The organism is Marinobacter sp. LV10R510-11A (assembly GCF_900215155.1).
Lineage (GTDB): Bacteria > Pseudomonadota > Gammaproteobacteria > Pseudomonadales > Oleiphilaceae > Marinobacter.
Genome location: NZ_LT907980.1, coordinates 2,765,486 through 2,788,721, shown reverse-complemented (window position 1 = coordinate 2,788,721; position 23,236 = coordinate 2,765,486). Strand labels below are relative to the sequence as shown.

At 54.8% G+C, this 23,236-nt stretch carries 19 protein-coding genes and 2 pseudogenes; 17 read left to right on the top strand and 4 right to left on the bottom strand.

What is annotated here, in order from left to right; translation table 11 throughout:
* Positions 1–132 precede the first annotated feature (132 nt).
* From CPH80_RS13360 to CPH80_RS13325, 8 genes are all read left to right on the top strand, one after another.
* Complete coding sequence (locus CPH80_RS13360) at positions 133–270, top strand: hypothetical protein (RefSeq protein ID WP_227520155.1); 138 nt, start codon at positions 133–135, stop codon at positions 268–270.
* The gene (locus CPH80_RS13355; RefSeq protein WP_096278503.1) at positions 270–740 is read left to right on the top strand and encodes a PaaI family thioesterase; all 471 of its coding nucleotides are present in this window, start codon (positions 270–272) and stop codon (positions 738–740) included. The genes CPH80_RS13360 and CPH80_RS13355 overlap by 1 nt, the downstream gene beginning before the upstream one ends.
* A 75-nt stretch (positions 741–815) precedes the next feature.
* Positions 816–2,018, top strand: a complete 1,203-nt coding sequence (locus CPH80_RS13350) for an acyl-CoA dehydrogenase family protein (protein WP_096278501.1) — start codon at positions 816–818, stop codon at positions 2,016–2,018.
* A gap of 69 nt (positions 2,019–2,087) precedes the next feature.
* Positions 2,088–2,855 carry an SDR family NAD(P)-dependent oxidoreductase gene (locus tag CPH80_RS13345; protein ID WP_096278499.1) on the top strand — a complete coding sequence of 256 codons (768 nt, stop codon included), beginning with the start codon at positions 2,088–2,090 and terminating at the stop codon, positions 2,853–2,855.
* 172 nt (positions 2,856–3,027) lie between these two features.
* On the top strand, positions 3,028–4,092 hold the full coding sequence (locus CPH80_RS13340) for a phosphotransferase (protein ID WP_096278498.1): 1,065 nt from the start codon (positions 3,028–3,030) through the stop codon (positions 4,090–4,092).
* On the top strand, positions 4,089–4,868 hold the full coding sequence (surE, locus tag CPH80_RS13335) for a 5'/3'-nucleotidase SurE (protein WP_096278496.1): 780 nt from the start codon (positions 4,089–4,091) through the stop codon (positions 4,866–4,868). Before CPH80_RS13340 ends, surE begins: the two co-directional genes overlap by 4 nt.
* A 25-nt stretch (positions 4,869–4,893) precedes the next feature.
* Positions 4,894–6,573, top strand: a complete 1,680-nt coding sequence (locus CPH80_RS13330) for a long-chain fatty acid--CoA ligase (protein ID WP_096278494.1) — start codon at positions 4,894–4,896, stop codon at positions 6,571–6,573.
* The gene (locus tag CPH80_RS13325) at positions 6,566–7,501 is read left to right on the top strand and encodes a ketopantoate reductase family protein (protein ID WP_096278492.1); all 936 of its coding nucleotides are present in this window, start codon (positions 6,566–6,568) and stop codon (positions 7,499–7,501) included. Before CPH80_RS13330 ends, CPH80_RS13325 begins: the two co-directional genes overlap by 8 nt.
* 159 nt (positions 7,502–7,660) lie before the next feature.
* Here the strand turns inward: CPH80_RS13325 and CPH80_RS13315 are convergent, their stop codons facing one another.
* From CPH80_RS13315 to CPH80_RS13300, 4 genes are read right to left on the bottom strand one after another with little or no spacing between them, the layout of a single operon-like run.
* Positions 7,661–8,422, bottom strand: coding sequence for a class II aldolase/adducin family protein (locus CPH80_RS13315; RefSeq protein WP_096278490.1), 762 nt, complete (start codon positions 8,420–8,422; stop codon positions 7,661–7,663).
* A 5-nt stretch (positions 8,423–8,427) separates the two neighbouring features.
* Positions 8,428–9,588, bottom strand: a complete 1,161-nt coding sequence (locus CPH80_RS13310) for an acyl-CoA dehydrogenase family protein (protein WP_096278488.1) — start codon at positions 9,586–9,588, stop codon at positions 8,428–8,430.
* A 10-nt stretch (positions 9,589–9,598) separates the two neighbouring features.
* Entirely contained in the window at positions 9,599–10,795 is a 1,197-nt protein-coding gene (locus CPH80_RS13305) for an acyl-CoA dehydrogenase family protein (RefSeq protein WP_096278486.1), read from the bottom strand.
* 32 nt (positions 10,796–10,827) lie between these two features.
* Positions 10,828–11,997 (bottom strand): acyl-CoA dehydrogenase, encoded by a 1,170-nt coding sequence (locus CPH80_RS13300; RefSeq protein WP_096278484.1) that lies wholly within the window; start codon positions 11,995–11,997, stop codon positions 10,828–10,830.
* Positions 11,998–12,269: 272 nt separating this feature from the next.
* Here CPH80_RS13300 and CPH80_RS13295 point away from each other — a divergent pair, with 272 nt between their 5' ends.
* The 9 genes and pseudogenes from CPH80_RS13295 to CPH80_RS13250 all read left to right on the top strand — a co-directional run bounded on the left by CPH80_RS13295 (position 12,270) and on the right by CPH80_RS13250 (position 23,182).
* Positions 12,270–13,631: a hypothetical protein gene (locus CPH80_RS13295; protein ID WP_096278482.1), complete on the top strand. Its 1,362-nt coding sequence runs from the start codon at positions 12,270–12,272 to the stop codon at positions 13,629–13,631.
* Positions 13,632–13,889: 258 nt separating this feature from the next.
* Positions 13,890–14,717, top strand: a complete 828-nt coding sequence (locus CPH80_RS13290; protein ID WP_096281616.1) for an IclR family transcriptional regulator — start codon at positions 13,890–13,892, stop codon at positions 14,715–14,717.
* Between the two features lie 180 nt (positions 14,718–14,897).
* Positions 14,898–16,991 (top strand): 3-hydroxyacyl-CoA dehydrogenase NAD-binding domain-containing protein, encoded by a 2,094-nt coding sequence (locus CPH80_RS13285; protein WP_096278480.1) that lies wholly within the window; start codon positions 14,898–14,900, stop codon positions 16,989–16,991.
* Between the two features lie 82 nt (positions 16,992–17,073).
* Positions 17,074–18,258, top strand: a complete 1,185-nt coding sequence (locus CPH80_RS13280; RefSeq protein WP_096278478.1) for an acetyl-CoA C-acyltransferase — start codon at positions 17,074–17,076, stop codon at positions 18,256–18,258.
* Positions 18,259–18,303: 45 nt separating this feature from the next.
* Positions 18,304–19,116: a zinc-binding dehydrogenase gene (locus CPH80_RS13275; protein ID WP_096278476.1), complete on the top strand. Its 813-nt coding sequence runs from the start codon at positions 18,304–18,306 to the stop codon at positions 19,114–19,116.
* Between the two features lies 1 nt (position 19,117).
* Positions 19,118–19,612, top strand: a pseudogene (locus CPH80_RS13270) (NAD(P)H-dependent flavin oxidoreductase); the annotation flags it as partial.
* Positions 19,613–19,789: 177 nt separating this feature from the next.
* Positions 19,790–20,580 (top strand): annotated as a pseudogene (locus tag CPH80_RS22515) (IS3 family transposase); the annotation flags it as partial.
* On the top strand, positions 20,559–21,527 hold the full coding sequence (locus CPH80_RS22970; protein ID WP_264754787.1) for a helix-turn-helix domain-containing protein: 969 nt from the start codon (positions 20,559–20,561) through the stop codon (positions 21,525–21,527). The pseudogene CPH80_RS22515 and the gene CPH80_RS22970, both read left to right, overlap by 22 nt.
* 290 nt (positions 21,528–21,817) lie before the next feature.
* Positions 21,818–23,182, top strand: coding sequence for a parallel beta-helix domain-containing protein (locus CPH80_RS13250; protein WP_096281612.1), 1,365 nt, complete (start codon positions 21,818–21,820; stop codon positions 23,180–23,182).
* Positions 23,183–23,236 lie beyond the last annotated feature (54 nt).

Sequence of the window (23,236 nt, the reverse complement as noted above, 5' to 3'; positions counted from 1 at the left end):
ATTATATTGACTCAAAAGTGGAAGGCATGACAAATTAATGCGAAAGCAAAACCGCCGGCGCAATAATAAAACCAGAGACACAGGGAGCAGCGGTATGGGGCGTTTTGAGAATCGGGCCTGGTTGAGACCGGCATGACACGAGCGGTGTTTGATTACGCACGCGCCCATGAAAAAGCGCACAAGCTGGGCGCTCGCTGTGAACTGCGCCGCTACGGCGACCCGGAAGAGATCGCAGCGGCCTCTCTGAATCTGCCAGGAATGAAAGTGTAATGAGTAAGCAAGAATTGCCTTGTGTTGATGGTACAGATGTCGATGGCACCTATGTAGAGGGTACAGAGCTGCCGGGCTTTCATAGCCTGCTCGGCTACCGCCAGGCCTCCTGGGAGGAAAACGAAGCGGTTATAGCGCTGGAGCTGCAGCCAAGACATCTGAACCTCGGTGGCGTCATTCACGGCGGCGTGCTTACGTCGCTGCTTGATATCGCTATGGCCCAGGCCGGCACACACTGCCCCTACCCGGGGCGGATGCGTAAAGCCATCACCCTGTCTTTGACCACGACGTTCACCGGCCAATGCTCCAGCGGCACCATTCGTGTGACCGGGCGCAAGCGGGCCGGTGGTACGCGGATTTTCAACAGCACCGGCGAAGTTCATGACGACAAAGGCAACCTGCTTGCCATCGCGGAAGGCACGTTCCGGATCCGGTCTGGCAGTGACAAGCCGGAAGGCGTCCCTATCTGATGTTCAGTTTATAAAATAAGAACCTGATCGGTTGCGAAGGCCGGTCACCGAATCAATATCAAAGAGGAAGCCGACATGTTCGAGTTGTCTGACAAAGCTAAAAAACTGCAGGCGCAGTTGAACGAGTTCATGGATGCGCACATTTATCCCAACGAGTCCACGCACCACGAACAGATTGAACAGGCAAAAAACCGCTGGGCACCGGTTCCGATCATCGAAGAACTAAAGGCGAAAGCGAAAGCCGAAGGCCTCTGGAACCTGTTCCTGCCAGAGAGCGATTTGGGAGCCGGCCTGACCAACTTTGAATACGCCCACCTTTGCGAAATCATGGGCCGTTCTGAAATGGCGCCGGAAGTGTTCAACTGCTCCGCACCGGATACCGGCAACATGGAAACCATCGCCCGGTACGGTAATGAAGAGCAGCAGGAGCAGTGGCTGAAGCCTTTGCTGGCAGGTGAAATTCGGTCCTGCTTCTCGATGACAGAGCCAGATGTAGCTTCCTCTGATGCCACCAACATTGCCTGCGAGATCCGTCGTGAGGGCGATGAGTATGTCATCAACGGCAAAAAATGGTGGTCCTCAGGTGCCATGACCACCATCTCCAAAATTGCCATCGTCATGGGCAAAACCGATCCCGCGGCGCCCAAGCACCAGCAGCAGTCCATGATTCTTGTACCTCTGGACGCCCCCGGCGTAAAACTGATTCGCTCGCTGACGGTGTTTGGATACGATCACGCACCCCACGGCCACGCCGAGATTCATTACGAAAATGTGCGGGTTCCTGTTAGCAACATTCTGCTTGGCGAGGGACGCGGTTTTGAAATCGCCCAAGGACGTCTCGGGCCAGGCCGCATTCACCACTGCATGCGCACCATTGGCGTTGCCGAACGAGCGCTGGAGTTGATGTGCAAGCGTGCCAACGAGCGCGAAGCGTTTGGCAAGCCGCTGTCCAGCTTTGACTCTATCCGCAAGGACATCGCCCGCAGCCGAATCGAGATCGAACAGGCGCGGCTGTTGACTCTGAAAGCGGCGCACATGATGGACACCGTGGGTAACAAGGTAGCCCGTCAGGAAATCGCCATGATCAAAGTGATTGCTCCGAGCATGGCTTTGAAGGTGCTCGACCGTGCCATTCAGGTGCACGGTGGGGCCGGCGTAAGCCAGGACACATTCCTTGCGTCAGCCTGGGCCAAGGTTCGGACCCTGCGATTGGCGGATGGCCCGGATGAGGTGCATCTGGATTCTGTTGCCAAGATTGAGATGCGTCAGTATCGCTAATCAGGGCCAGGCCCCGGGGTGGGAGCACTTCCCGCCCGAACCCCCATCTTTGAGCATGAGAACCGAATTATGAGCAATCCACTTTTTGATATGACTGGTAAGGTGGCCCTGATCACGGGGTCCACGAAAGGCATTGGCCTGTCGATTGCCGAAGAAATGGCCCGGTTGGGCGCAAAAGTCGTCATCTCCAGCCGCAAGGCCGACGCCTGCGAGCAGGTAGCGAACGAACTGAAAGCCCAGGGCTATGAGGCCATCGCCATACCCTGCCACGTCGGCAAAAAAGACGATCTTCAAAACCTGGTGAACAAAACCAACGAAGCCTGGGGCAGTATCGACGTGCTCGTATGCAACGCCGCCACCAACCCCGTCTATGGCCCAACCTCCGAAATGACCGACGAGGCCTGGGACAAGATCATGGACACCAACGTCAAAGGCACCTTCTGGCTAACCAACATGGTGCTGCCGCAGATGGCAGAAAAAGGCGAAGGCGCCGTTGTATTGCTCTCCAGCATCGCCGGAATCCGTGGTAACACCACCGTCGGCACCTACGGTGTATCCAAAGCAGCAGAAGCCGCGCTGGCGAGAAACCTGGCCGTGGAATGGGGCCCGAAAGGCATCCGCATCAACAGCATCGCCCCCGGCCTGATCAAAACCGACTTTGCCCGAACACTCTGGGAAGACCCAGTACGCGTGAAGCTCGCAGAAGACAAAACCCCACTAAGAAGAATCGGTGACCCCATAGACATAGCCGGCCTGGCCGTATTTTTATCAACCAAAGCCAGCGCCTACATAACCGGCCAAACCATAGTAGCCGACGGCGGCGAAACCATCTGTTGAGACAGGGCCTCGCGATTGGTGGTTAGGCCGGCGGGAGGAGTACCTTTCTTTCGGGAAAAAGAACTCGCTGCGCTCAGACACCTTTGTTCCCTGCAGAAAGGCACACCACCCACCGTCCGTTGACCTTTTGCGGGCTGCGGCACTTAAAGATTAAAGTAGGCTGAGACGATTCATGAGTATGAAGCCGGAATTAGTGGAAGTTCTGCCAGCACACAAATTCGACCAGTCAAGACTTATGGTTTGGCTGCAAAAGCAGTTGCCAGAGGTTGGTAACCACCTGCTAATCAAACAGTTCCAGGGTGGCCAGTCGAATCCCACATTCCTGCTGGAAACCGACCACGGCCGTTATGTTCTGCGGAAAAAACCCCCGGGTAAAACGCTGCCCTCTGCGCACATGGTGGAGAGGGAGTACACGGTGATGCGTGCATTGTCGGAGCACACCGACGTGCCAGTCCCTAACGTCCGGGTGCTTTGCGAGGACAGCGACATCATCGGTACACCGTTCTACGTGATGGACTATATGGAAGGCCGGATCGTCAGTCATTCAGCCCTGCGGGCGCTGGAGCGTCATGAACGACTGTCGGCCCATCATTCAGCCATCGATACCCTGGCTGCATTGCATTCGGTGGACGTGAACTCCGTCGGGCTGGGTGACTACGGACGGCCCGAAGGTTACGTGAAACGGCAGGTTTCGCGTTGGAGTAAACAGTATCTTGCAGCCAAAACCGAAGACATGCCTGCCATGGACAAGCTTATGGCATGGCTGCCCGAAAACCTGCCTTCGACCGATGAGTGTGCTATTGCCCACGGTGACTACCGCTTCGGCAACCTGATGCTGGCTCCGGACAAGCCCGAGGTGATCGCCATTCTGGATTGGGAGCTTTCTACGCTTGGGCACCCGCTGGCGGACCTGGCCTACTACTGCCTGCCTTATCATCTGCCCTCGGATATGCCGGGTATGCGCGGACTGCAGGGAGAAGACCTTGAAGCATTGGGCATCCCGGATGAGCAAGAAACCATTGCTCGTTACTGCGCCAAAACAGGCCGTGAAGGCATTACCGACTGGCACGTGTATCTCGCGTTTTCGCTTTTCCGTTTAGCCTCTATCGTCCAGGGTGTCTACAAGCGCGCGCTGGACGGCAATGCCGCTAACGCCAATGCTCTGGAAGTGGGTAAGCGCGCCAGCCTGCTGGCCGAAACCGGCTGGAAAATCGCCAGTGCAGGAGAACAGACATGACAGCACCCATTGTTCGGTGCATCCTCATCACCAACGACGACGGCATTAACGCCCCGGGACTGGCGCGGCTGGAAAAGATTGCCCGAAAGCTGGCGGAAGAAGTCTGGGTTGTTGCTCCGGAGCATGACCGCAGTGGAGCTGGCCAGAGCATTTCTATACACGACCCTCTGCGAGTATACGAAACCGGGGATAAGCGCTACGCGGTTTCCGGTACTCCGGCGGATTGTGTGCTCTATTCCCTTGCCCAGTGGTTTGGTGAAACGCCTCCGGATCTCGTGTTGTCTGGTGTCAATTGCGGTGCCAACATCAGTGACTCGGTGCAGTATTCGGGTACGGTTGGCGCGGTGCTCAGCGCTCATCATATGAATATCCCCGCCATTGCCCTGAGTCAGGCCTTTCTGTCCCGAGAGGGAATCGACTGGGCGCCCGTCGAGCATTTTGGCGAAGCGGTAATCCGGAAACTATGGCAGCCGGGCGAAACGCTGGCCTGGAACGTGAACTTTCCCGCCTGCGAGGCCCGAGATATCGTTTCTGCACGCTGGTGTAAACAGTCCAGCGGTTCCATCCAGCAAGCCCGGCTGCAGGCCGGCCAGGATTCGCGCAGCCTGCCTTATTGGTGGCTGGGGTTTGATCGCAGTTCCCGGCATATCGTAGCGGCGGATTCCGATGTGGCCGTGCTGAGAGACAGGGCGGTTGCCATTACACCCCTGCGACACGAAGGCCCCTTGCCCGGGGATACCAAAGAATTTGATCTGTCCGCGATGCTGGCAGACTGATTTACACCTGGAGAGAACAATAATTATGTTCACACGCCACTATGCGGTCTGGCCGAAAGAGTTGCCCAAGACCATGACTCTGCCGAAAACCAGTGTTTTTACCAATCTGGAAATATCGGCCCTGCGCTATCCCGACCACACGGCTATCATTTTCTATGATGCGTTCATCACATACCGTCAGCTGCTGGCGGAAGTGGAAGCTATGGCGGGTTACCTGCAGGCACAGGGTGTGAAAAAAGGTGATCGGGTGCTGCTGTATATGCAGAATTCGCCGCAGTACGTGATCTCCTACTACGCGATTCTGCGGGCAGATGCCTTGGTGATTCCGATAAACCCGATGAACCGGGCCGCAGAGCTGGAACATTATATTGCGGATACGCGCTCGGCCGTATGTCTGGCGGGTCAGGAGCTGGTTGAATACATTACGCCGCTGTTGGAAAAAACCGATCTGGAACAGATCGTGGTGGCTTCCTACAACACATACATCAAGCCTGATACCGACCTGGACCTGCCTGCGGAAGTAGCAAGCCCGGCCTGGTTGGGTGATGTTCCGGGCTTAGTGAGCTGGGAAAATGCCATGGCAGCGGGCCATAGCCCTCTGGAACATACCGCAGGCCCGGAAGACCTGGCAGTGATCCCGTATAGCTCGGGTACAACCGGTGCACCAAAAGGCTGCATGCACACTCATCGCTCGGTGATGGCGACGGCGGTACATCGTGTATTCTGGAATCTGAGCACGTCCGACAGCGTGCAGCTGGCCACGCTGCCATTTTTCCATGTAACCGGCATGACCGGTTCCATGAACGGGCCGATTTTCGCCGGTTCTACCTCGGTGATTATGACCCGCTGGGATCGCACTACCGCATCACGGCTCATTGAACGCTACAAGGTCACCGGCTGGACTAACATCGTCACCATGGCGGTGGACTTTCTTTCCAATCCGGATATCGGCAAATACGACCTCTCCAGCCTCAATATGATTGGTGGCGGAGGTGCCGCCATGCCTGGCGCCGTTGCGGAAAAGCTGAAAAGGCTGACGGGGCTCAACTACATTGAAGGCTATGGCCTGTCAGAAACCATGGCCGCAACCCACATCAACCCCAACGCGAAGCCCAAAGCCCAGTGTCTGGGTATCCCCGTGTTTGATGTGGACAGCCGGATTATTGATGTGGATACCTTGGAAGAGAAAGCGCCGGGTGAAACCGGTGAGATCGTTTCCTGTGGCCCGCAGGTGACCATCGGCTACTGGAATCGGCCGGCGGAAACCGAAGCGGCGTTCGTCGAAATTGACGGCAAGCCTTTTTTCCGCACCGGCGATCTCGCGTATTACGACGAAGAGGGTTACTTCTTCATGGTCGATCGCCTTAAGCGAATGATCAACGCATCCGGATTCAAAGTGTGGCCGTCGGAAGTTGAGGGCATGATGTACCGGCATCCTGCCATTCATGAGGTGTGTATTATCTCGGCCCCGGACCCCAAACGTGGGGAAACGGTGAAGGCCTGTATCGTGCTCACGCCCGAAGCGGAAGGCATTACCAGCGTTGAGGATATTACGGGTTGGTGCAAGCAACAGATGGCGGTCTATAAAGTGCCCACCATTGTTGAATTTGTGAGTGCCTTGCCAAAGTCCCCGACGGGCAAGCTGATGTGGCGAACGCTTCAAGAGGAAGAATGGAAAGGAAGAGAAGGGGCTGATCATGAATAATAAACCCAGTATTCTGATTGTGGGCGCCGGAGCTATTGGTAGCTTCTACGGTGCCATTCTGAAGAAAGCCGGTTGTTCCGTGAGCACCGTGTTGCGCTCAGGCTATAACGCGGTCAGAGCCCAGGGTATCCGCATCACAAGCCCCCTCGGAGACCTGTCCTACGAGCCGGATCATGTATACCGTGATGGTGACTTGCCGGAAGAAACGCCAGACTTTTTGATTCTGTGCGTGAAAGTTCTGCCAGGTGAGGATCGGGTTGCACTGGTTGCGCCCTGGATGGGCGAGAAGACCCGCCTGGTAATGATCGAAAACGGTCTGGATATCGAAAAAGAGCTGGCCGATGCGTATCCGGACAACACGCTTATAAGCTGCCTGGCCTTCATTGCCGCAAGCCGCACAGAGTCCGGTGTGGTTGAGCATAAAGCTTACGGCAAGTTAGTGATGGGGCGCTATCCTGAAGGCATTGATGAGAGCTGCCGGGTTTTGTCTCAACTGTTTATAGAGGGCGGCATTAAGATCGACCTGACTGAGCGCGTGGTGGGCGAGCGCTGGCGCAAGTGTCTCTGGAATACCCCATTCAACCCTTTGTCTGTTATTGCCAACGGTGCGGATACACGAACCATTCTGGATACTGCGGGTGGCGAAGAGCTGATCCGAGCCATGATGCGTGAGGTGATGGCAGTGGCTGCGGCAGAAGGCTATCCAATGGATGAGGCGTTGATCGATCAGAACATCGAGGGCACCCGCAAAATGCCTGCCTACCAAAACAGTATGGCGCTGGATTATCTGAACGACCGCCCGATTGAACGGGAAGCGGTGTTGGGTAATGTGGTGACCTTAGCCAAGCGCCGTGGCATCGCGGTACCTCACCTGAATACCGTGTTGGTTACTTTGAAGATGCGCGCAGCTCTGGAGGGGCGGGAATAGTATTTAGACAGTATTCAGGGCCCGCTTACCGGGCTCTGAACAAACCAGTCTTGCTCCGATCATATCCTGGGTGATGGTCAGCCAGGGGCTGTAGCAACACAGGCTCCCTTTATGGCTGGCCAGCTCATCGAGTTGTATTTCTATCACTCTGCACCTTTGTTATACCGCGTAACCGGGGTTTTTGCTGTCGAGCAGTCTTAGCAGTGCCGGCCAGGTGAGAGCCGCTGCGCTACCCAGGGATTGTGACTGTACTGCGGTCGTCCGGATGGCCTGCTCGGAGGGCATATACACCGGGCCGCAACTCTGCGCTTTAACCTGTATCTCGCAGGCTTTCATCAGGAAGTACAGGTAAGTAAAGGTTTCCGGTACGTCTTTACCGGCGGTCAGAACACCATGATTGCGCAGCATCATCATGGACTTATCTCCGAGATCGCGTATCAGGCGCTCTCGTTCATCCAGGTTCAGAGCCACACCTTCATAATCGTGGTAACTCAGGTGTGCCAGGCAAAGCATGGCCGTCTGGCTCAGCGGTAACAGGCCGTTTCTGTGGGCGGAAACCGCCACGCCGTCTGGCGCATGAAGATGCATAACAGCACCGGCATCGTCGCGCCCCATGTGTACGGCACTGTGAATGGTAAAGCCTGCTGGATTCACCCTCCCAAGGCCTGCGGATTCCACAACCTGTCCGTCCCTGTCCACCTTCACCAGAGAAGAGGCGGTAATCTCGTGGAACAGCAGGCCGTAGGGGTTGATCAGAAAATGGTGCTCGGGGCCGGGCACGCGCGCGGAAAGATGAGTGAAAACCAGATCATCCCACCCGAACAGCGCGACAAGACGATAGGCCGCAGCTAACTCGCTGCGAACCTTCCATTCTGCCTCTCTCAGGGCATTTCTTTCGTCACTTGAGGTGTCTGTTGTCATGTTATTCACCCTGCTTGTAAAAGAGACGCGTAGCGCTCCAGATGGAAATCGTCGTCACCCAGCTGGTGGTTGATCATGATCAAACGCTTGGCGTAGTGGGCAAAGTTGTATTCCCATGTCATGCCAATGCCACCGTGGGACTGTATACCTTGTTCTGAAATGAACTGCCCGCTGCGGCCGATAACGTTTTTAGCGGCAGACAGCACGCGACGGCGCTCATCGTTCTGCTCTTCATCTGCCACGCTGGCGGCCAGAATAGCCATGGAACGAGCCTGCTCCAGTTCAGACATCATGTCTACCATGCGGTGCTGCAGTACCTGGAACTTACCGATAGGTACGCCAAACTGCTTGCGCTGCTTGAGGTAGTCTAGGGTCAGCTCGTTGGCGACTTCCATAACACCCACAGCTTCTGCACACAGCGCCGCAATGGCACGCCCTGACTGATACTCAATCACCTCGGCGGCACCGCCTTCTTCTCCCAACAAGGCCTCGGCACTTACTTGAACGTTGTTCAGCGTAAGATCGCAGCCTTTGGAGCCGTCAATGGTCGGGTAAATCCGGCGCTCGATTCCACCGGTATCCGCTTTAATGGCAAACAGGCTGATGCCGCTGGCATCACGGGTTTCGCCGATATCTCCGATATCAGTACAGATGCGTGCGGATACCAGAATGACGTCCGCACAATGCCCGCCGACTACAACGGCTTTGCGGCCATTGAGCAGGTAGCCACCGTCTTTTTTCTCGGCGCGGGTTTCTACATCGTTCAGATTGTAGAAGCTCTGGGGCTCCTGAAGCGCAACTGCCGCTTGCAGTTCGCCGCTGGCAATGCCGCCCAACCAGGTTGCTTTCTGGCTGTCGTTGCCGGCCTGGCTGATAAGGCCACCACCAAAAATGACAGACTGCAGGTATGGCTCCAGACACAGACCACGGCCCAGTTCGGTCATAACCGACTGCACTTCTACACCGCCACCGCCGAAGCCGCCGAGCTCTTCTGAGAAGGGTACAGCCGTCAGCCCCAGTTCGCTGAGCTGCTTCCAGAAATCCACGCTGAAGCCGGCGTCGGTTTCGCTGAACGCCAAGCGCTTTTCAAAACTGTATTCACCACGCACCAGGCGGGCGACGGTGTCCTGCAGCATCTGCTGCTCTTCATTGAGTCGGAAATCCATGGTCGCCTCCTTAAAGCCCGAGAATCATTTTTGACACGATGTTTTTCTGGATCTCGTTAGATCCGCCGAAAATCGAGAGCTTGCGGTTGTTGAAGTATTGAGCGGACAGGGGTGCTGCGTTCTCGTCTGACAGGAACTCGCCTTCATACTCATAATCCAGTTCTTCTTCCACAAATGGAATGGCGTAGGGCCCAATGGCTCTGCGCGCCAGATCGTTAATAGCCTGGCGAATTTCTGTGCCTTTCACCTTCAGCATGGAGCTTTCCGCGCCGGGCATGCCGCCGCCCTCAACTGCGGCAATGATACGCAGGTTGCTGATGGTTGCTGCCATAAGATCAATCTCGACCTTGGCAATGCGCTGGCTGAACGTTGTATCTTCAATCAGCGGGCGACCATTCTTGATGCGACGGGAGGCAAGCTGCTTCAGGTGAGAAAGCGCGGCTTTGGACAAGCCGATACCGGCCAGGCCGGTGCGCTCATAAGTCAGCAGGAATTTAGCGTAAGTCCAGCCTTTGTCCTCTTCGCCTACCAGGTTCTCAACCGGAACCTTCACGTCTTGAAAGAAGACTTCGTTCACCTCGTGCTCACCATCAAGAGTGATGATCGGGCGCACGGAGATACCTGGCGTGTTCATGTCGATCAGCAGAAAGGAAATCCCTTCCTGTGCCTTCACCTCGGTGTTGGTTCGCACCAGGCAGAAAATCATGTTGGCGTACTGGCCGAGTGTGGTCCAGGCTTTCTGGCCATTCACAATGTAGTGGTCGCCCTGGCGCACAGCGCGGGTTTTCAACGATGCCAAATCGGATCCGGCGCCGGGCTCGGAATAGCCCTGACACCACCAGTCTTCACCGCTAAGGATGCGAGGCAGGTAGGTCTGCTTCTGCTCTTCGTTGCCGAACTTGATGATAACCGGCGCCACCATGTTCACGCCGAACGGGATAGAGCGGGGTACGCCATAATGGCAGGACTCTTCGTCCCAGATGTGCTTCTGAACCGGTGTCCACTTCACACCGCCATACTCTTCCGGCCAGTGCGTGGCGTACCAACCTTGCTTGCAGAGAATCTGCTGCCAGCGCTGGTGGTCTTCTTTGGACAAGTGGCGGAAACCCTTCACTTTGGCGGCAAGGTCTGCCGGCAGTTTCTCATCCAGAAACGCCCGCACTTCATTGCGGAAAGCGAGCTCCTCGGCGGTGTAGTTCATGTTCATTGAGTAGCCTCGTCGAGTTGGGCTTTTTGGTATCAGCTAAACGCTGCGATTCCGGTTTGGCCACGGCCGAGGATCAGGGCGTGGATATCGTGAGTACCCTCATAGGTATTGACCGCTTCCAGGTTCATGACGTGACGGATCACGTGGTATTCGTCGGAGATACCGTTACCGCCGTGCATATCGCGGGCAACCCGTGCGATGTCCAGAGCCTTGCCGCAGTTGTTGCGCTTGAGCAGAGAGATCGCATCCGGGGTGGCGTCACCGGAATCCATCATGCGGCCCAGCTGCAGAACGGCCTGCAGGCCCAGAGTAATTTCGGTCTGCATATCTACCAGCTTCTTCTGGATCAGCTGGTTTGCGGCCAAGGGCTTGCCGAACTGCTTGCGCTCAAGGGTGTAGCTGCGGGCTGCGTGCCAGCAAAATTCAGCGGCGCCCAGTGAGCCCCAGCTGATGCCAAAGCGGGCTTTGTTCAGGCAGCTGAAGGGGCCTTTCAAGCCCTCCACTTCCAGCTTGTTTTCTTCTGGTACAAAAACATCATCCATAAAGATGGAGCCAGTTTCTGACGCGCGAAGCGAGAACTTGCCAGGAATTTTCGGGGTTTCCAGGCCTTTGGCGCCTTCACGCTCGATGACAAACCCGCTTATCTTCCCATCCAGCTTCGCCCAGACCACACACACATCAGCGATAGGGGAATTGGTGATCCAGGTTTTGGATCCGCTCAACAGGTAGCCGCCGTCCACTTTTTTGGCGCGGGTTTCCATGCCTGCGGGATCGGAGCCGTGGTTAGGCTCGGTTAGGCCAAAACAGCCAACCAACTTGCCGGAGGCCAGCTGGGGCAGAATGCGCTTCTTCAGGGCTTCCTGGCCAAAGGCATGAATCGGGTGAATAACCAGTGACGATTGAACGCTCAACGCGGAGCGGTAGGCAGAATCAACGCGCTCTACCTCGCGGGCGATCAGTCCGTAACACACGTGACTGAGGCCCGGGCCGCCATATTCCTCCGGCAGGGTGGCGCCAAGCATGCCCAGGTCGCCCATCTCATTGAAGATGTTGCGATCGAACTTTTCATGGCGATTGGCCTCGATGATGCCCGGCATCAGGCGCTGGTCGCAGAAACTGCGAATGCTGTCCCGAACCTGGCGCTCGGTTTCATCCAGTTGTTTGTCAAACTGCAGCAGGTCATCCCAAGGTGCAGAAGCCATGTTGTTTCTCCTCAGTAAAATCAGTTGTTAACCCGTTCAATCAAAGCGGCAATGCCTCTTCCGTTCGGGTTCAGTCGAGAACCTGGGAAAGGGCGCCCGGGGTTAAAAGATTCCGGACTGCCATATCATTTATGTATGTCATTTGTGCTAGCATAGTTTCATTAAGCGAAACGGCGTTTTGTATTCGATAAGCAAAAGACTAATCCGGGTGTGTGTGAAATGCAAGCAGAGACCATCTCTGTCAGCGTGATCCTGACAAGGGCAGAGCAGGCATGAGTACTGCAGATCGCTGGCTTTTACCTTTTGCGGTTTTGATCGAGCTGATTGCTATAGGCTTTTCCAGCACTCAGCTCAGTGCGATCGCGGGCGTATTGTTTATTTTCTGTTTTCTGTGGGCGGGTAATCGCCTGCAGGCATACTCACGCATTCTCTTGCTGGTTTCTTTGGCAGTCACTGCGTGGTTTTCTGTTAACGGCCAACTGGGCATGGACCGGTTAATCAAAGCGTCTGCTGATGCGGCGTTTTACGCTGCATTTCTTGGCAGCTTGGGCATGATGCAGTGCCTGGTCAGACGCTTTGAAGTGCTGCGCCGGATTCACGATGTCTTGTTGGGTGGTCGCGCCGTCTGGTTGTATCCGAAATACGCTCTGGTTAGCTGTGGTATCGCCTCAGTGCTGAGTTTCGGCATGATGAACCTGCTGTGTGGCAGTCTTTCGGAAACCCTCCGGCAGCGTGGAATTACCGGCGAGTCCCGCCTGCAGTGGCTGCGCAGCGTTCTGATCAGTGCGCTGCGCGGTTTTGCTCTGGTTCCCCTGGTGGCGCCAACGAGTGTTGCCGTGGCCATACTGACCCGGGAGCTGCCTCAGTTAAGCTGGTTTATGCTTTTGCCCTACGGCCTTGCCGCGTCAGTGGTTCTGATTGCGGTTGGCTGGTTGCTGGAGCAGCGCCGTTTTAGGCAGGTCAGTAGTGAACGAGTGGCTCTGGAACAGTGGCCGCCGGGAACTTTGCGGCTGCTTGGGCTGGTCTTTATCGTATTTATCATGATGGCTGTTATCGTCGCTTTGACTGGTTTCAAAGTGTCAGTCGCCGCCATGATGACCGTGCCATCCGTTACTCTTCTATATATGGCATGGCAGGAAAGATCGCTTGGGGTTGTGCTCAAGGAGAGCGTGACTCAGGTTTCAGCCATGAATAATGAAATGGCGATTTTTGCTGCGTCGGCGATTCTGGGGGTGTCTATTTCCAGCGTGATTCCAGCCGATGCCCTGAGTGGTCTTGCAACCTCCGCTGGCGGAATGTGGGTGCTCGCTGTAGCCGGCATGCTGAGCCTACCGCTGCTATCAGCCATTGGGATTATCCCGATAACGGTGCTTAGCGTTCAGGCTGGCCTGCTACCGCAGCTCATTGCGGAAGGCATGGATCCGATTCTGATATCTGTAGCCTTGGTTATCGGCTTTTCTTTAGCGATGATGCTTTCACCCTTCGGGCCGTCTGTAATGCTGCTTTCCCGTTTTGGTCAGGTGCCGCGTTGGGTGGTGGCCTTCCGCTGGAATGGCGTGTTTGTCTTAATAGCAGTGCCACTGCTGCTGGCGCTTCTGGCTTTCGAGATCGTTGTTTTGCCAGCAATTCGGTAAGGGGCGCTTTCAGAGGCACTTTATTTTGTCTGGCAGAACGATATACCAATTATTATTCATCGCTGGCAGTTTTTCGGGCTACAGGGTGCAGCCTGAAAGGCTGATGTTTCATTTTGATGAGAGTTTTGACCGGAGTTTGTGGTACTTGCATTCATCAACGATTAAAATACTGCACTCTTTATATACACAGAATCTATATACACAGCATTTATAGCCCGGAACATGGAGGCAGGCGACGTTGTTGGAGGACGCCACATTATGTCTAAAGCAGAAACCACTTCACCGGAGCTGATGGCCGCTTCCAGTGACGGCGAACCGGTGAAGCCGGAGAAGGATAGGAAGTTCGTCGAGGCACTGTCCCGTGGTCTGGATGTGCTGCGTGCTTTCAGCCAGGGCTCGGTCATTCTTGGTAACCAGGATATTGCCCGGCTTACCGGCCTGCCCAAGCCAACTATATCCCGTATGACGTACACCCTGACCAAGTTGGGATATCTGAGCTACAACACCCAACTGGAAAAATATCAACTCAGCTCCGGTGTGTTGGCATTGGGTTATGCTTACGTGTCCAACTTGAAAGTCCGTCAGTTAGCTAAGCCTTACATGGATGAATTTGCGCGCCAGACCAATATGTCTGTGGGTTTGACCTGCCGTGACCGGCTTCACATGATCTATGTGGAAAACCGCCTGCCTCCGGAAGCTTCGTTGCTACGTATGGATATTGGTATCAAGCTGCCCATGGCGACCACGTCGGCAGGCCGAGCCTACTACTGTGCAGTTGCAGATAAAGGGCGAAAGGTGATTGAAGATGCGATGGAGGTAAAGTACGGCCCGGAATCCTGGCCCGAGAAAAAGGAAGGGCTGGATCGTGCAATGGAGGATTACAAGGAGTACGGCTTCTGCCTTTCAATCGGTGAGTGGGATCGCAATATCAACTCCGCCGGCGTGCCAGTTCATCTGCAGGACGGCACTATCATGACATTGACTTGTGCGGCACCGTCCTACCTGGTTTCGGCTGAAAAGCTTCGCGGCTCTATTGCCCACCAGCTGGCCATGCTGGCAAGTGACATTGAGACGCTGGGCGTTTGATCCCACTCTGATGCGAGAGCCAGCGGGCTCCCTGACTTTTGATGAAAACCGCAAGATTCGTTCTGCCGTTTTTTTGTGGCCGGTTTTAAATGGTGGTTGAAACCCGGAGAGAATTTCTATTAAATCGTATGTATGTTTCGCTTGTTAAAACTAAATTTCATATAGAGCGAGGGAGAGATTATGTCTGAGGTCGTAAATTACAATCGTGAAGGTAGCATTGGCGTGATTACCGTGAATTACCCGCCGGTCAATGCCCTCAGTCATGCGGTGCGTTCTGGCCTGGTTGCCGCGCTGGAGCAGGGGCAGAAGGATTCAGAAGCCAAGGTGCTTTTGTTGGTGTGTGAAGGCCGTACCTTTATTGCGGGTGCCGACATACGCGAGTTTGGCAAACCCATGCAGGAGCCGGGGCTGCCCGCGCTGGTTGAGCAATACGAAAACAGTGACAAACCTCTTATTGCAGCGATCCACGGCACAGCGCTGGGTGGCGGGCTGGAGACGGCTCTGGGTTGTCATTATCGGGTTGCACTAAGCAGTGCCAAAGTCGGCCTGCCGGAAGTAAAGCTTGGCCTGTTGCCGGGTGCCGGCGGCACTCAGCGTTTGCCTCGCCTGATCGGCGCGCAGAAGGCGCTGGAAATGATTACGTCTGGTGAGTTTGTGGGGGCTAAAGACGCTCTTGCACTGGGCATCGTGGATGTTGTTGACGACGGTAATGACGTGAAAGCCGCTGGCCTTGCCTTCGCACAGAAAATTGCCGATGAGGGCAAGCCGGTGCGTCGGGTTCGTGACCTGACGGACAAGCTTGCGGCCGACAAGAGCAGCGACGTATTTGATCAGTTCCGTGCCGTGCTGCAAAAGAAAGCCCGTGGTCAGTTCTCTCCGTTCAAGTGCGTAGATGCTGTTGAAGCGGCGGTTAACCTGCCGTTCGCTGAAGGCATGAAGCGCGAGCGTGAACTGTTTATGGAATGTATGGACTCGCCCCAGCGCGATGGTCTGATTCATTCGTTCTTTGCGGAGCGTGAAGTTTCCAAGGTTAAAGGGTTGTCGAAGGACACGCCGGTACGTGATGTGAACAGTATCGGTATCATTGGCGCCGGCACTATGGGCGGTGGTATCGCCATGAACTTTGCCAACGTGGGTATCCCCGTCACCATCGTGGAGATGAAGCAGGAAGCCCTGGACAAAGGGCTGGGCATTATTCGCAAGAACTATGAAAGTTCCGCGAAGAAGGGGCGTATTACCCAGCAGCAGGTGGAAGACCGAGTGGCGCTGATCACCGGCAGCCTGAACTATGACGATTTCAAAGACGTGGATCTGGTCATTGAGGCCGTGTTTGAAAACATGGCCGTTAAGAAAGAGATCTTTGCGAAGCTTGATGGCGTTTGTAAGCCCGGGGCCATTCTGGCGTCCAACACCTCTACCCTGGATATCGACGAAATTGCTTCTGCTACCAAGCGTCCTGAAGACGTTGTGGGTATGCACTTCTTTAGCCCTGCCAACGTCATGAGGCTGCTGGAGAACGTTCGCGGTAGCAAGACCTCTGATGAGGTGAAGGCGACTGTGATGGCTGTGGCCAAGAAAATCAAAAAGGTGGGTGTGCTGGTGGGAAACTGCCACGGCTTTGTGGGTAACCGTATGCTGCACAAGCGCGGTACCGAAGCCATGGCTCTGGTCAATGAAGGCGCCACGCCACAGCAGGTCGATAAGGTGCTTACGGATTTGGGTTATCCCATGGGGCAGTTTGCGATGTCGGATTTGGCAGGTATTGATGTGGGTTATCGCATCCGCGAAGAGCTTCGCAATGCTGGTGAGCAGGTAGCACCGAGCTGGATGGATAAGCTTGCGGAGCAGAATCGCTTTGGTCAGAAAACCATGGCGGGTGTCTACAAGTATGAGGAAGGCAGCCGCAAGCCTATTCCGGATCCTGAGGTGGAGCAGATTATTGAGGATTTCCGTAAGGACCAGGGCATCAGTTCGCGCGAGATTACGGATCAGGAGATTCTTGAACGCTGCATGTATGTGATGGTGAATGAGGGGGCCAAGATTCTGGAGGAGGGCATTGCTGATCGGCCTCTGGATATCGATGTGGTCTGGATTTATGGCTATGGCTTCCCGGCTTATCGTGGTGGTCCGATGTTCTGGGCTGATGAGATCGGTCTGGATTCGATTTTGTCTGCGGTGGAGAAGTACCACGGTGATGTGGGTGGTGAGCAGTGGAAGCCTGCTCCGCTGTTGAAGCAACTGGTTGCTGATGGGAAGAAATTCGGCGACTTGTAAGACCGACTTGAGCGCCGGGTTTGTATCTTTGCCATTTACCTTTGATGGGTAAGCACTCCATCTTTATTTCGAGGAATTTTTTATGTCAGACGCAGTTATAGTTTCTACGGCTCGCACCGGTCTTGGGAAGTCTTACCGGGGCGCTTTGAATGACACGCACAGTGTGGATCTTGCGGGGCATGTGATTAAACATGCGGTCGCTCGTGCGGGTATTGATCCCGCTATTGTTGAGGATGTGATTCTCGGCGCAAGCTTTCAAGAAGGCGCTCAGGGCAGGAACATGGCTCGTTTAGCCGCTATTCGTGGCGGCTTGCCGGTAACGACGGCCGGGATGTCTATCAACCGTTTTTGCAGTTCCGGTCTGCAGGCTATCGCTATTGCATCGCAGCGTGTGGTTTCTGAAAGAGTACCGGCGATGGTGGCTGGTGGCGTTGAGTCTATTTCTTTGGTGCAGAACGATAAGTTCAACAGTTTTCACGCGACGAATGATTGGCTTATGAAGAATAAGCCTGAGCTTTACATGTCGATGATTGAAACGGCAGATATCGTCGCCCAGCGCTATAACGTGAGCCGTGAGTCCCAGGATGAGTACGCGCTCATTTCTCAGCAGCGCACCGCCGCCGCGCAGGAGGCGGGTAAGTTTGACGATGAAATTGTGCCTTTCGACGCCACTATGCTGGTGAAGGATAAGGAGACCGGCGACGTCAGCCAGAAAGACGTCACGCTCACCCGCGATGAGTGCAATCGCCCGAACACGACGCTGGAAGGTCTTCAGAGTTTGAATGCGGTGCGCGGAGAGGGCAATTTTGTCACAGCGGGTAATGCCAGTCAGTTGTCTGACGGTGCGTCGGTTTGCACGGTGATGAACAGCACTTATGCCGAGAAAAATAACATTGAGCCCATGGGTATTTTCCGTGGTTTTGCGGTGGCAGGGTGTGAGCCGGATGAGATGGGTATTGGCCCGGTGTTTGCCATTCCGCGCTTGCTGGAGCGCAACGGCTTGACCATGGATGACATCGATCTATGGGAGTTGAACGAAGCCTTTGCGTCTCAGGTGGTTTACTGCCGTGATCGTCTTGGCATTCCGATGGAAAAGCTGAACGTTAACGGTGGCTCTATTTCGATCGGCCATCCTTACGGTGTTACCGGGTCTCGTCTTGCCGGACATGCCTTGATTGAAGGCAAGCGCCGTGGTGCTAAATACGTTGTGGTTACCATGTGTATTGGTGGCGGTCAGGGGGCTGCCGGTCTATTTGAAGTGGTTTGAGTATAACCGTCGCATTCGTCAAAAGATCGAAAGGGAGCGCCAAAAATGGATAGAAAAGCCAAAGCCGTGGTCTGCCGTGAATGGGGTCAGCCTGTTCAGGTAGAAACGATCACCGTTGAAGGCCCCAAGCGCGGTGAAATTACCCTCAAAGTTGCCGCCTGCGGTGTGATGGCGGAATACGCCACCATGCACGTGGATAACTGCGTAAAAATCGACAAATCCGTGCCCATGCAGAATGCCGCCCTTGTTGGCTGTGCGGTGATGACCGGCGTTGGCGCCGTCTTCAACACCGCACAACTGGAGCCGGGCTCACGTGCGGCTGTCTTCGGGATTGGTGGGGTTGGCCTCAATGCCATTCAGGGTTGTGCCATGGCCGGTGCGGAGATGATCGTTGCCGTAGACAGCAATGCTAAGAAGTTGGAGATGGCAAAAGAGTTTGGCGCTACCCATACGATAAACATCAACGATGTAGAAGATGCTGCCAAAGCGGTTAAAAAACTGACCGGCGGCGTGGATTATGCCTTTGAATGCGTAGGCGCCGGCGCCGTAGTGGAGCAGGCTTATAAAAGCCTCGGTCGCGGTGGCACCGCCGTAGTAGTAGGCGTAGCCGACCCGAAAGACAAAACCTCGATAACCACGCTGACTCTGCCGGCAGACGAACGCACCCTCAAGGGAAGCTGGCTGGGATCAGCCCGCCCGCAATATGATTTCCCTCGTATTATCGGGCTATACAAAGCCGGCAAGATGAAGCTGGATGAGCTGGTTACGCGCACCTATCCCATTGAAGAAGCCGCTCAAGCCTTTGACGATATGGTGGCCGGCAAGAACGCCCGCGGCGTGATTGTGATGGAGCCCTGATATGAAAACCAGAATCACCGATATGCTTGGCATCCGCCACCCGATCATACAAGGGGGTATGCATCATGTCGGCTATGCCGAGCTGGCGTCAGCTGTCTCTAATGCCGGTGGCTTGGGCATCATAACAGGGCTAACCCAGCCCACGCCTGAAGATCTCGCGCGTGAAATTGCCCGGTGCCACGAAATGACCGACAAGCCTTTTGGCGTGAACCTTACTTTCCTGCCGTCGTTTAATGCGCCCCCTTATCCGGAGTATATCGACGCGATTATTGAAGGTGGTGTAAAGGCGGTTGAAACGGCGGGGCGTAGCCCGGACAAGTATATGCCTCAGCTCAAGGCTGCCGGCATCAAAGTGATTCACAAGTGCACCTCCGTGCGCCACGCGCTGAAAGCGGAAAAGATTGGCTGTGATGCCGTCAGTGTTGATGGCTTCGAGTGCGGTGGCCACCCTGGTGAAGACGACATACCAAACTTTATTTTGCTACCCCGACCTGCGACGAGCTGATTCAGCGCATCATGGCAGATGCCGAGTCTATTGTCCGTCAGCGCCTGACCAACTTTTTGGCCGCCTGACGCCTCAATACCGTTTGAAATGAGGGGGCTGGCTTTGAAGTGGTTGAATGGATGTGACCAGCCCAGTTAAGGAATAATACCCTGAACCTGGAGAACCTACATGATCACAAGAAAACTGTACTCAAAGGAATTTAAGCTGGACGCCATCAGCCTTGTGCTGGAGCAGGGGTATTCAAGAGCCCACGCGGCGCGCAGTCTGGAAATCAATCCAAACATGCTGGGGCGTTGGATCAAAGAGCATGAATCGGTCGATGGGCAGGCTTTCAGAGGGAACGGCAAACTGACCGCTGAACAGTTGGAAATTCGCCAGTTGCGAGAAGAAAATCGCCGCCTGAAAATGGAGAAAGACATCTTAAAAAAAGCGACGGTCTTCTTTGCCAAGGAAACGCATTAAAGTACGCGTTCATCACCCGGCATAAGAAGACCTGGCCAGTCGACGTGATGAGTCGGCTCTTGGGTGTCAGTCGCAATGCCTATTATCAGTACTGCCAGCGTCAACGCGAACGGCTGCCGGATGCGGAGCGCGAGGCGATGATTGAGGCTGTGAAGGAGGTCGCTCAAAGTAGCGACAAGACCTATGGATCCAGGCGGATGAAGCACGCCCTGAACGCTCTGGGCTATCCGGTAGGTCGGCGAAAGGCGCGGTCTCTAATGCGCGAGGCCGGCGTTAAAGCCCGGTACCGGAAAAAGTTTAAGGTAACCACAGACAGCGATCATAAACAGCCGGTGTTCGACAACGTACTGGCACGAGACTTTACCGCCGCTGAGCCTGATCAGGCGTACGTCGGTGACATCACTTACATCTGGACCCGGGAGGGCTGGCTGTATCTGGCGGTGTTCATCGATTTGTTCAGTCGACGGATAGTAGGTTGGAGCATGGGATCCCGTCTGATTGGCGCTGGGTAACCTCTGATGTTCAGACAGCCATGCCTGCGCTGTTCTGGGTGTTGTGTCAGCTCGTGTTTGCAGCAAGGCCGCGGTTGATCAGCGTTTGGGGCGCCATGGCTCTGTACAGCTTTGCGGTTCCCGCATTCTCTCGCCCCTTTATAGAGACCGGACGTTGGCCGGAGTGGGGTGTTTTTTTCGGATGGAAGTTGGGGCAGTGGTTTGAGTATGTGGTTGTGCTGCATGGTGTTATTTACGTGGTTCGCCATTGGCGCAATGATCTGGTTGAAGCCCGCCGAAAGGCCCGGTTGGTGCTACTTCTAGTTCTGGGTAGTGCTGTGGGTGTAGCAACGATCAGCCTGAATTTTGGCATTTACCACGAAGTTATCCGGGGCATAATTGTCAGCCTGGCTGCTTTGGCAATACTGTTCTGTATTATTTCCTCGCGCGAAGGTTTGTTGGATCTCGCACCAGGGGGGGAACCACTTGGAGAAATGCAGCGACCAGAACAGGAAATGCCGATTCCGGATGAATCACCACGCCTGATTGACAGTGACGATGCGGCCAAACTGACTGAGGTGATGGCCGGCGGATTCTACAAGAATGAAAAGCTGACCCTCAAGCGACTTGCAACCGCGGTTGGTATTCCTGAATACAGAGTTCGCCGTTTGATTAACCAAAAACTCGGTTATCGTAATTTCAACGACTACATCAATCACCTTCGAATTGCAGAGGCGTCAAATCGCCTGGTTAATACGCCAGACGAGCCCATTCTGAATATTTCACTGGATGTGGGGTATCGCACCCTGAGCTCGTTCAATCGTGCCTTCCGGGATATTATGAGCACTACGCCTACCGCCTATCGGCAGGCCAGAAGTACTGAAGCCGGTGTGCAAACATTCAAATTGCAGAATTTAGGTGACGCTCTCTCGGTGTCGAAACAGCTTCCGTAATTTATTGTTTACTAAGGTTGTTTTAAGAACTGCACAGGCGTTGATGGCTTCTGCACGGCGGTTGTGCTGGCGTGATAGTCATGCCTCCTCCTATTGTTGACCTGCCTCGCCCAAGGGGGCGGGGACTATAACAACAATGGAGAATCCTCAAATGTTTGCAGGCCATGGCACTCTCATAAAGCCCGCCTTCGCCGGGCTAGTACTGACCGTATCGCTTGTCGGGTGTGGGGGGCTCAAAATCCGACAACGCAGATGCCAACCCCGGGCCAACCTTTCCGGCATCAGCCATCATGCTGCCCGCAGACAACCTGACCCAAGCAGCCAAAGAGGCGTTTATTACGGCTGAGACCGGCGACGTCATCGTATTTCCGGAAGGCACGTTCGAGATTGCGGATACCCTTACCTTTGATGGCAGCATTGCTGGAACATCGGTAAACAACATCACTATCCTTGGGTATGGCAAAGACCGCACCATTCTTGATTTCAGCAACTCCAACGGCGGTGACGGGATCTTTGTCCAGAACGCAAAAGATATCGAAATCCGGGATCTGGGCGTGTATGAGGCTGCAAATAACGCCATAAAACTGGTCAACACAGATGGCATCATTCTCGATTCGGTTGCCACGGTATGGGAGGGGGATCTAGACCAAGGCAATGGAGCTTATGGCCTGTATCCCGTTCAAAGTAAGAACATTCTAATTCAAAATTCTTATGTCCGTGGTTCGGCCGATGCCGGCATTTACGTTGGGCAGGCAGAGAACATAGTCGTGCGCCGCAACATTGCGGTGGAAAACGTCGCAGGTATCGAAATTGAAAACTCAGTAAACGCCGACGTATACGATAACGAGGCCAAAGAAAACACAGGCGGAATTTTAGTGTTTGACTTGCCCATAGGCCAGACCTACTACGGTTCGAACGTGCGGGTATTCAACAATACGGTTGAAAACAACAATACGGATAACTTTGCCAATGCCAGCGATTTTGCTGCCGGCGTACACGTTGTCCCTCCCGGAACCGGGGTAATCCTGCTTGCAGCATCCGATGTGGAAGTCTACAACAACACCATTTCTGGGCATGACACTTTGTCTGTTGCTATTACCAGTTACCTGTTGGCTGAAGAAACGCTGTTAACGCCAGATGGTTTTGCTGAATTCGGCCCCGTTGTCGACGATGGCTGGAAGCCTGTGCCGCGAAATGTCAGCGTACATGACAACACCATCAGCAATTCCGGTGGTAATCCGCGAGGACAACTGATCGAGGATATTATTGCTGGCTACACAGCTATGCACAGTGCAATGCCGGCGATTCTCTACGACGGTGTCGGTGAATTGGTTGCGAATGCTGGCGGTGCAGCTGCCGCCATTGTCGGTTCTCCATTTGCTGCGGGGGATTACATTTGTGCGGCGTCCAACGGAGATGTCAGCGTGGGCCAGGTATTCGGTACCGACCCGACTGATCCTGGTAATTTTGATATGACCCAGGCGCCACCTGCCCCAACGCCAACCTTGAACTACGAAGCCACTCAAACCGCGCTACTTGCCTGTAGCAGCACACCCGCCCGTCTTGCGGCATCCAAGGCAACCATTAACGGTAAATCCTATGGTTGTGCCAGTGATGAAACCGGTGATCCAAGCGCAGCTTCCTGCGCTCTGTAACACCGCCATCCTGTAATCAACAGCCTGCCCCGGATAACAGTGGGGCGGGCCCTT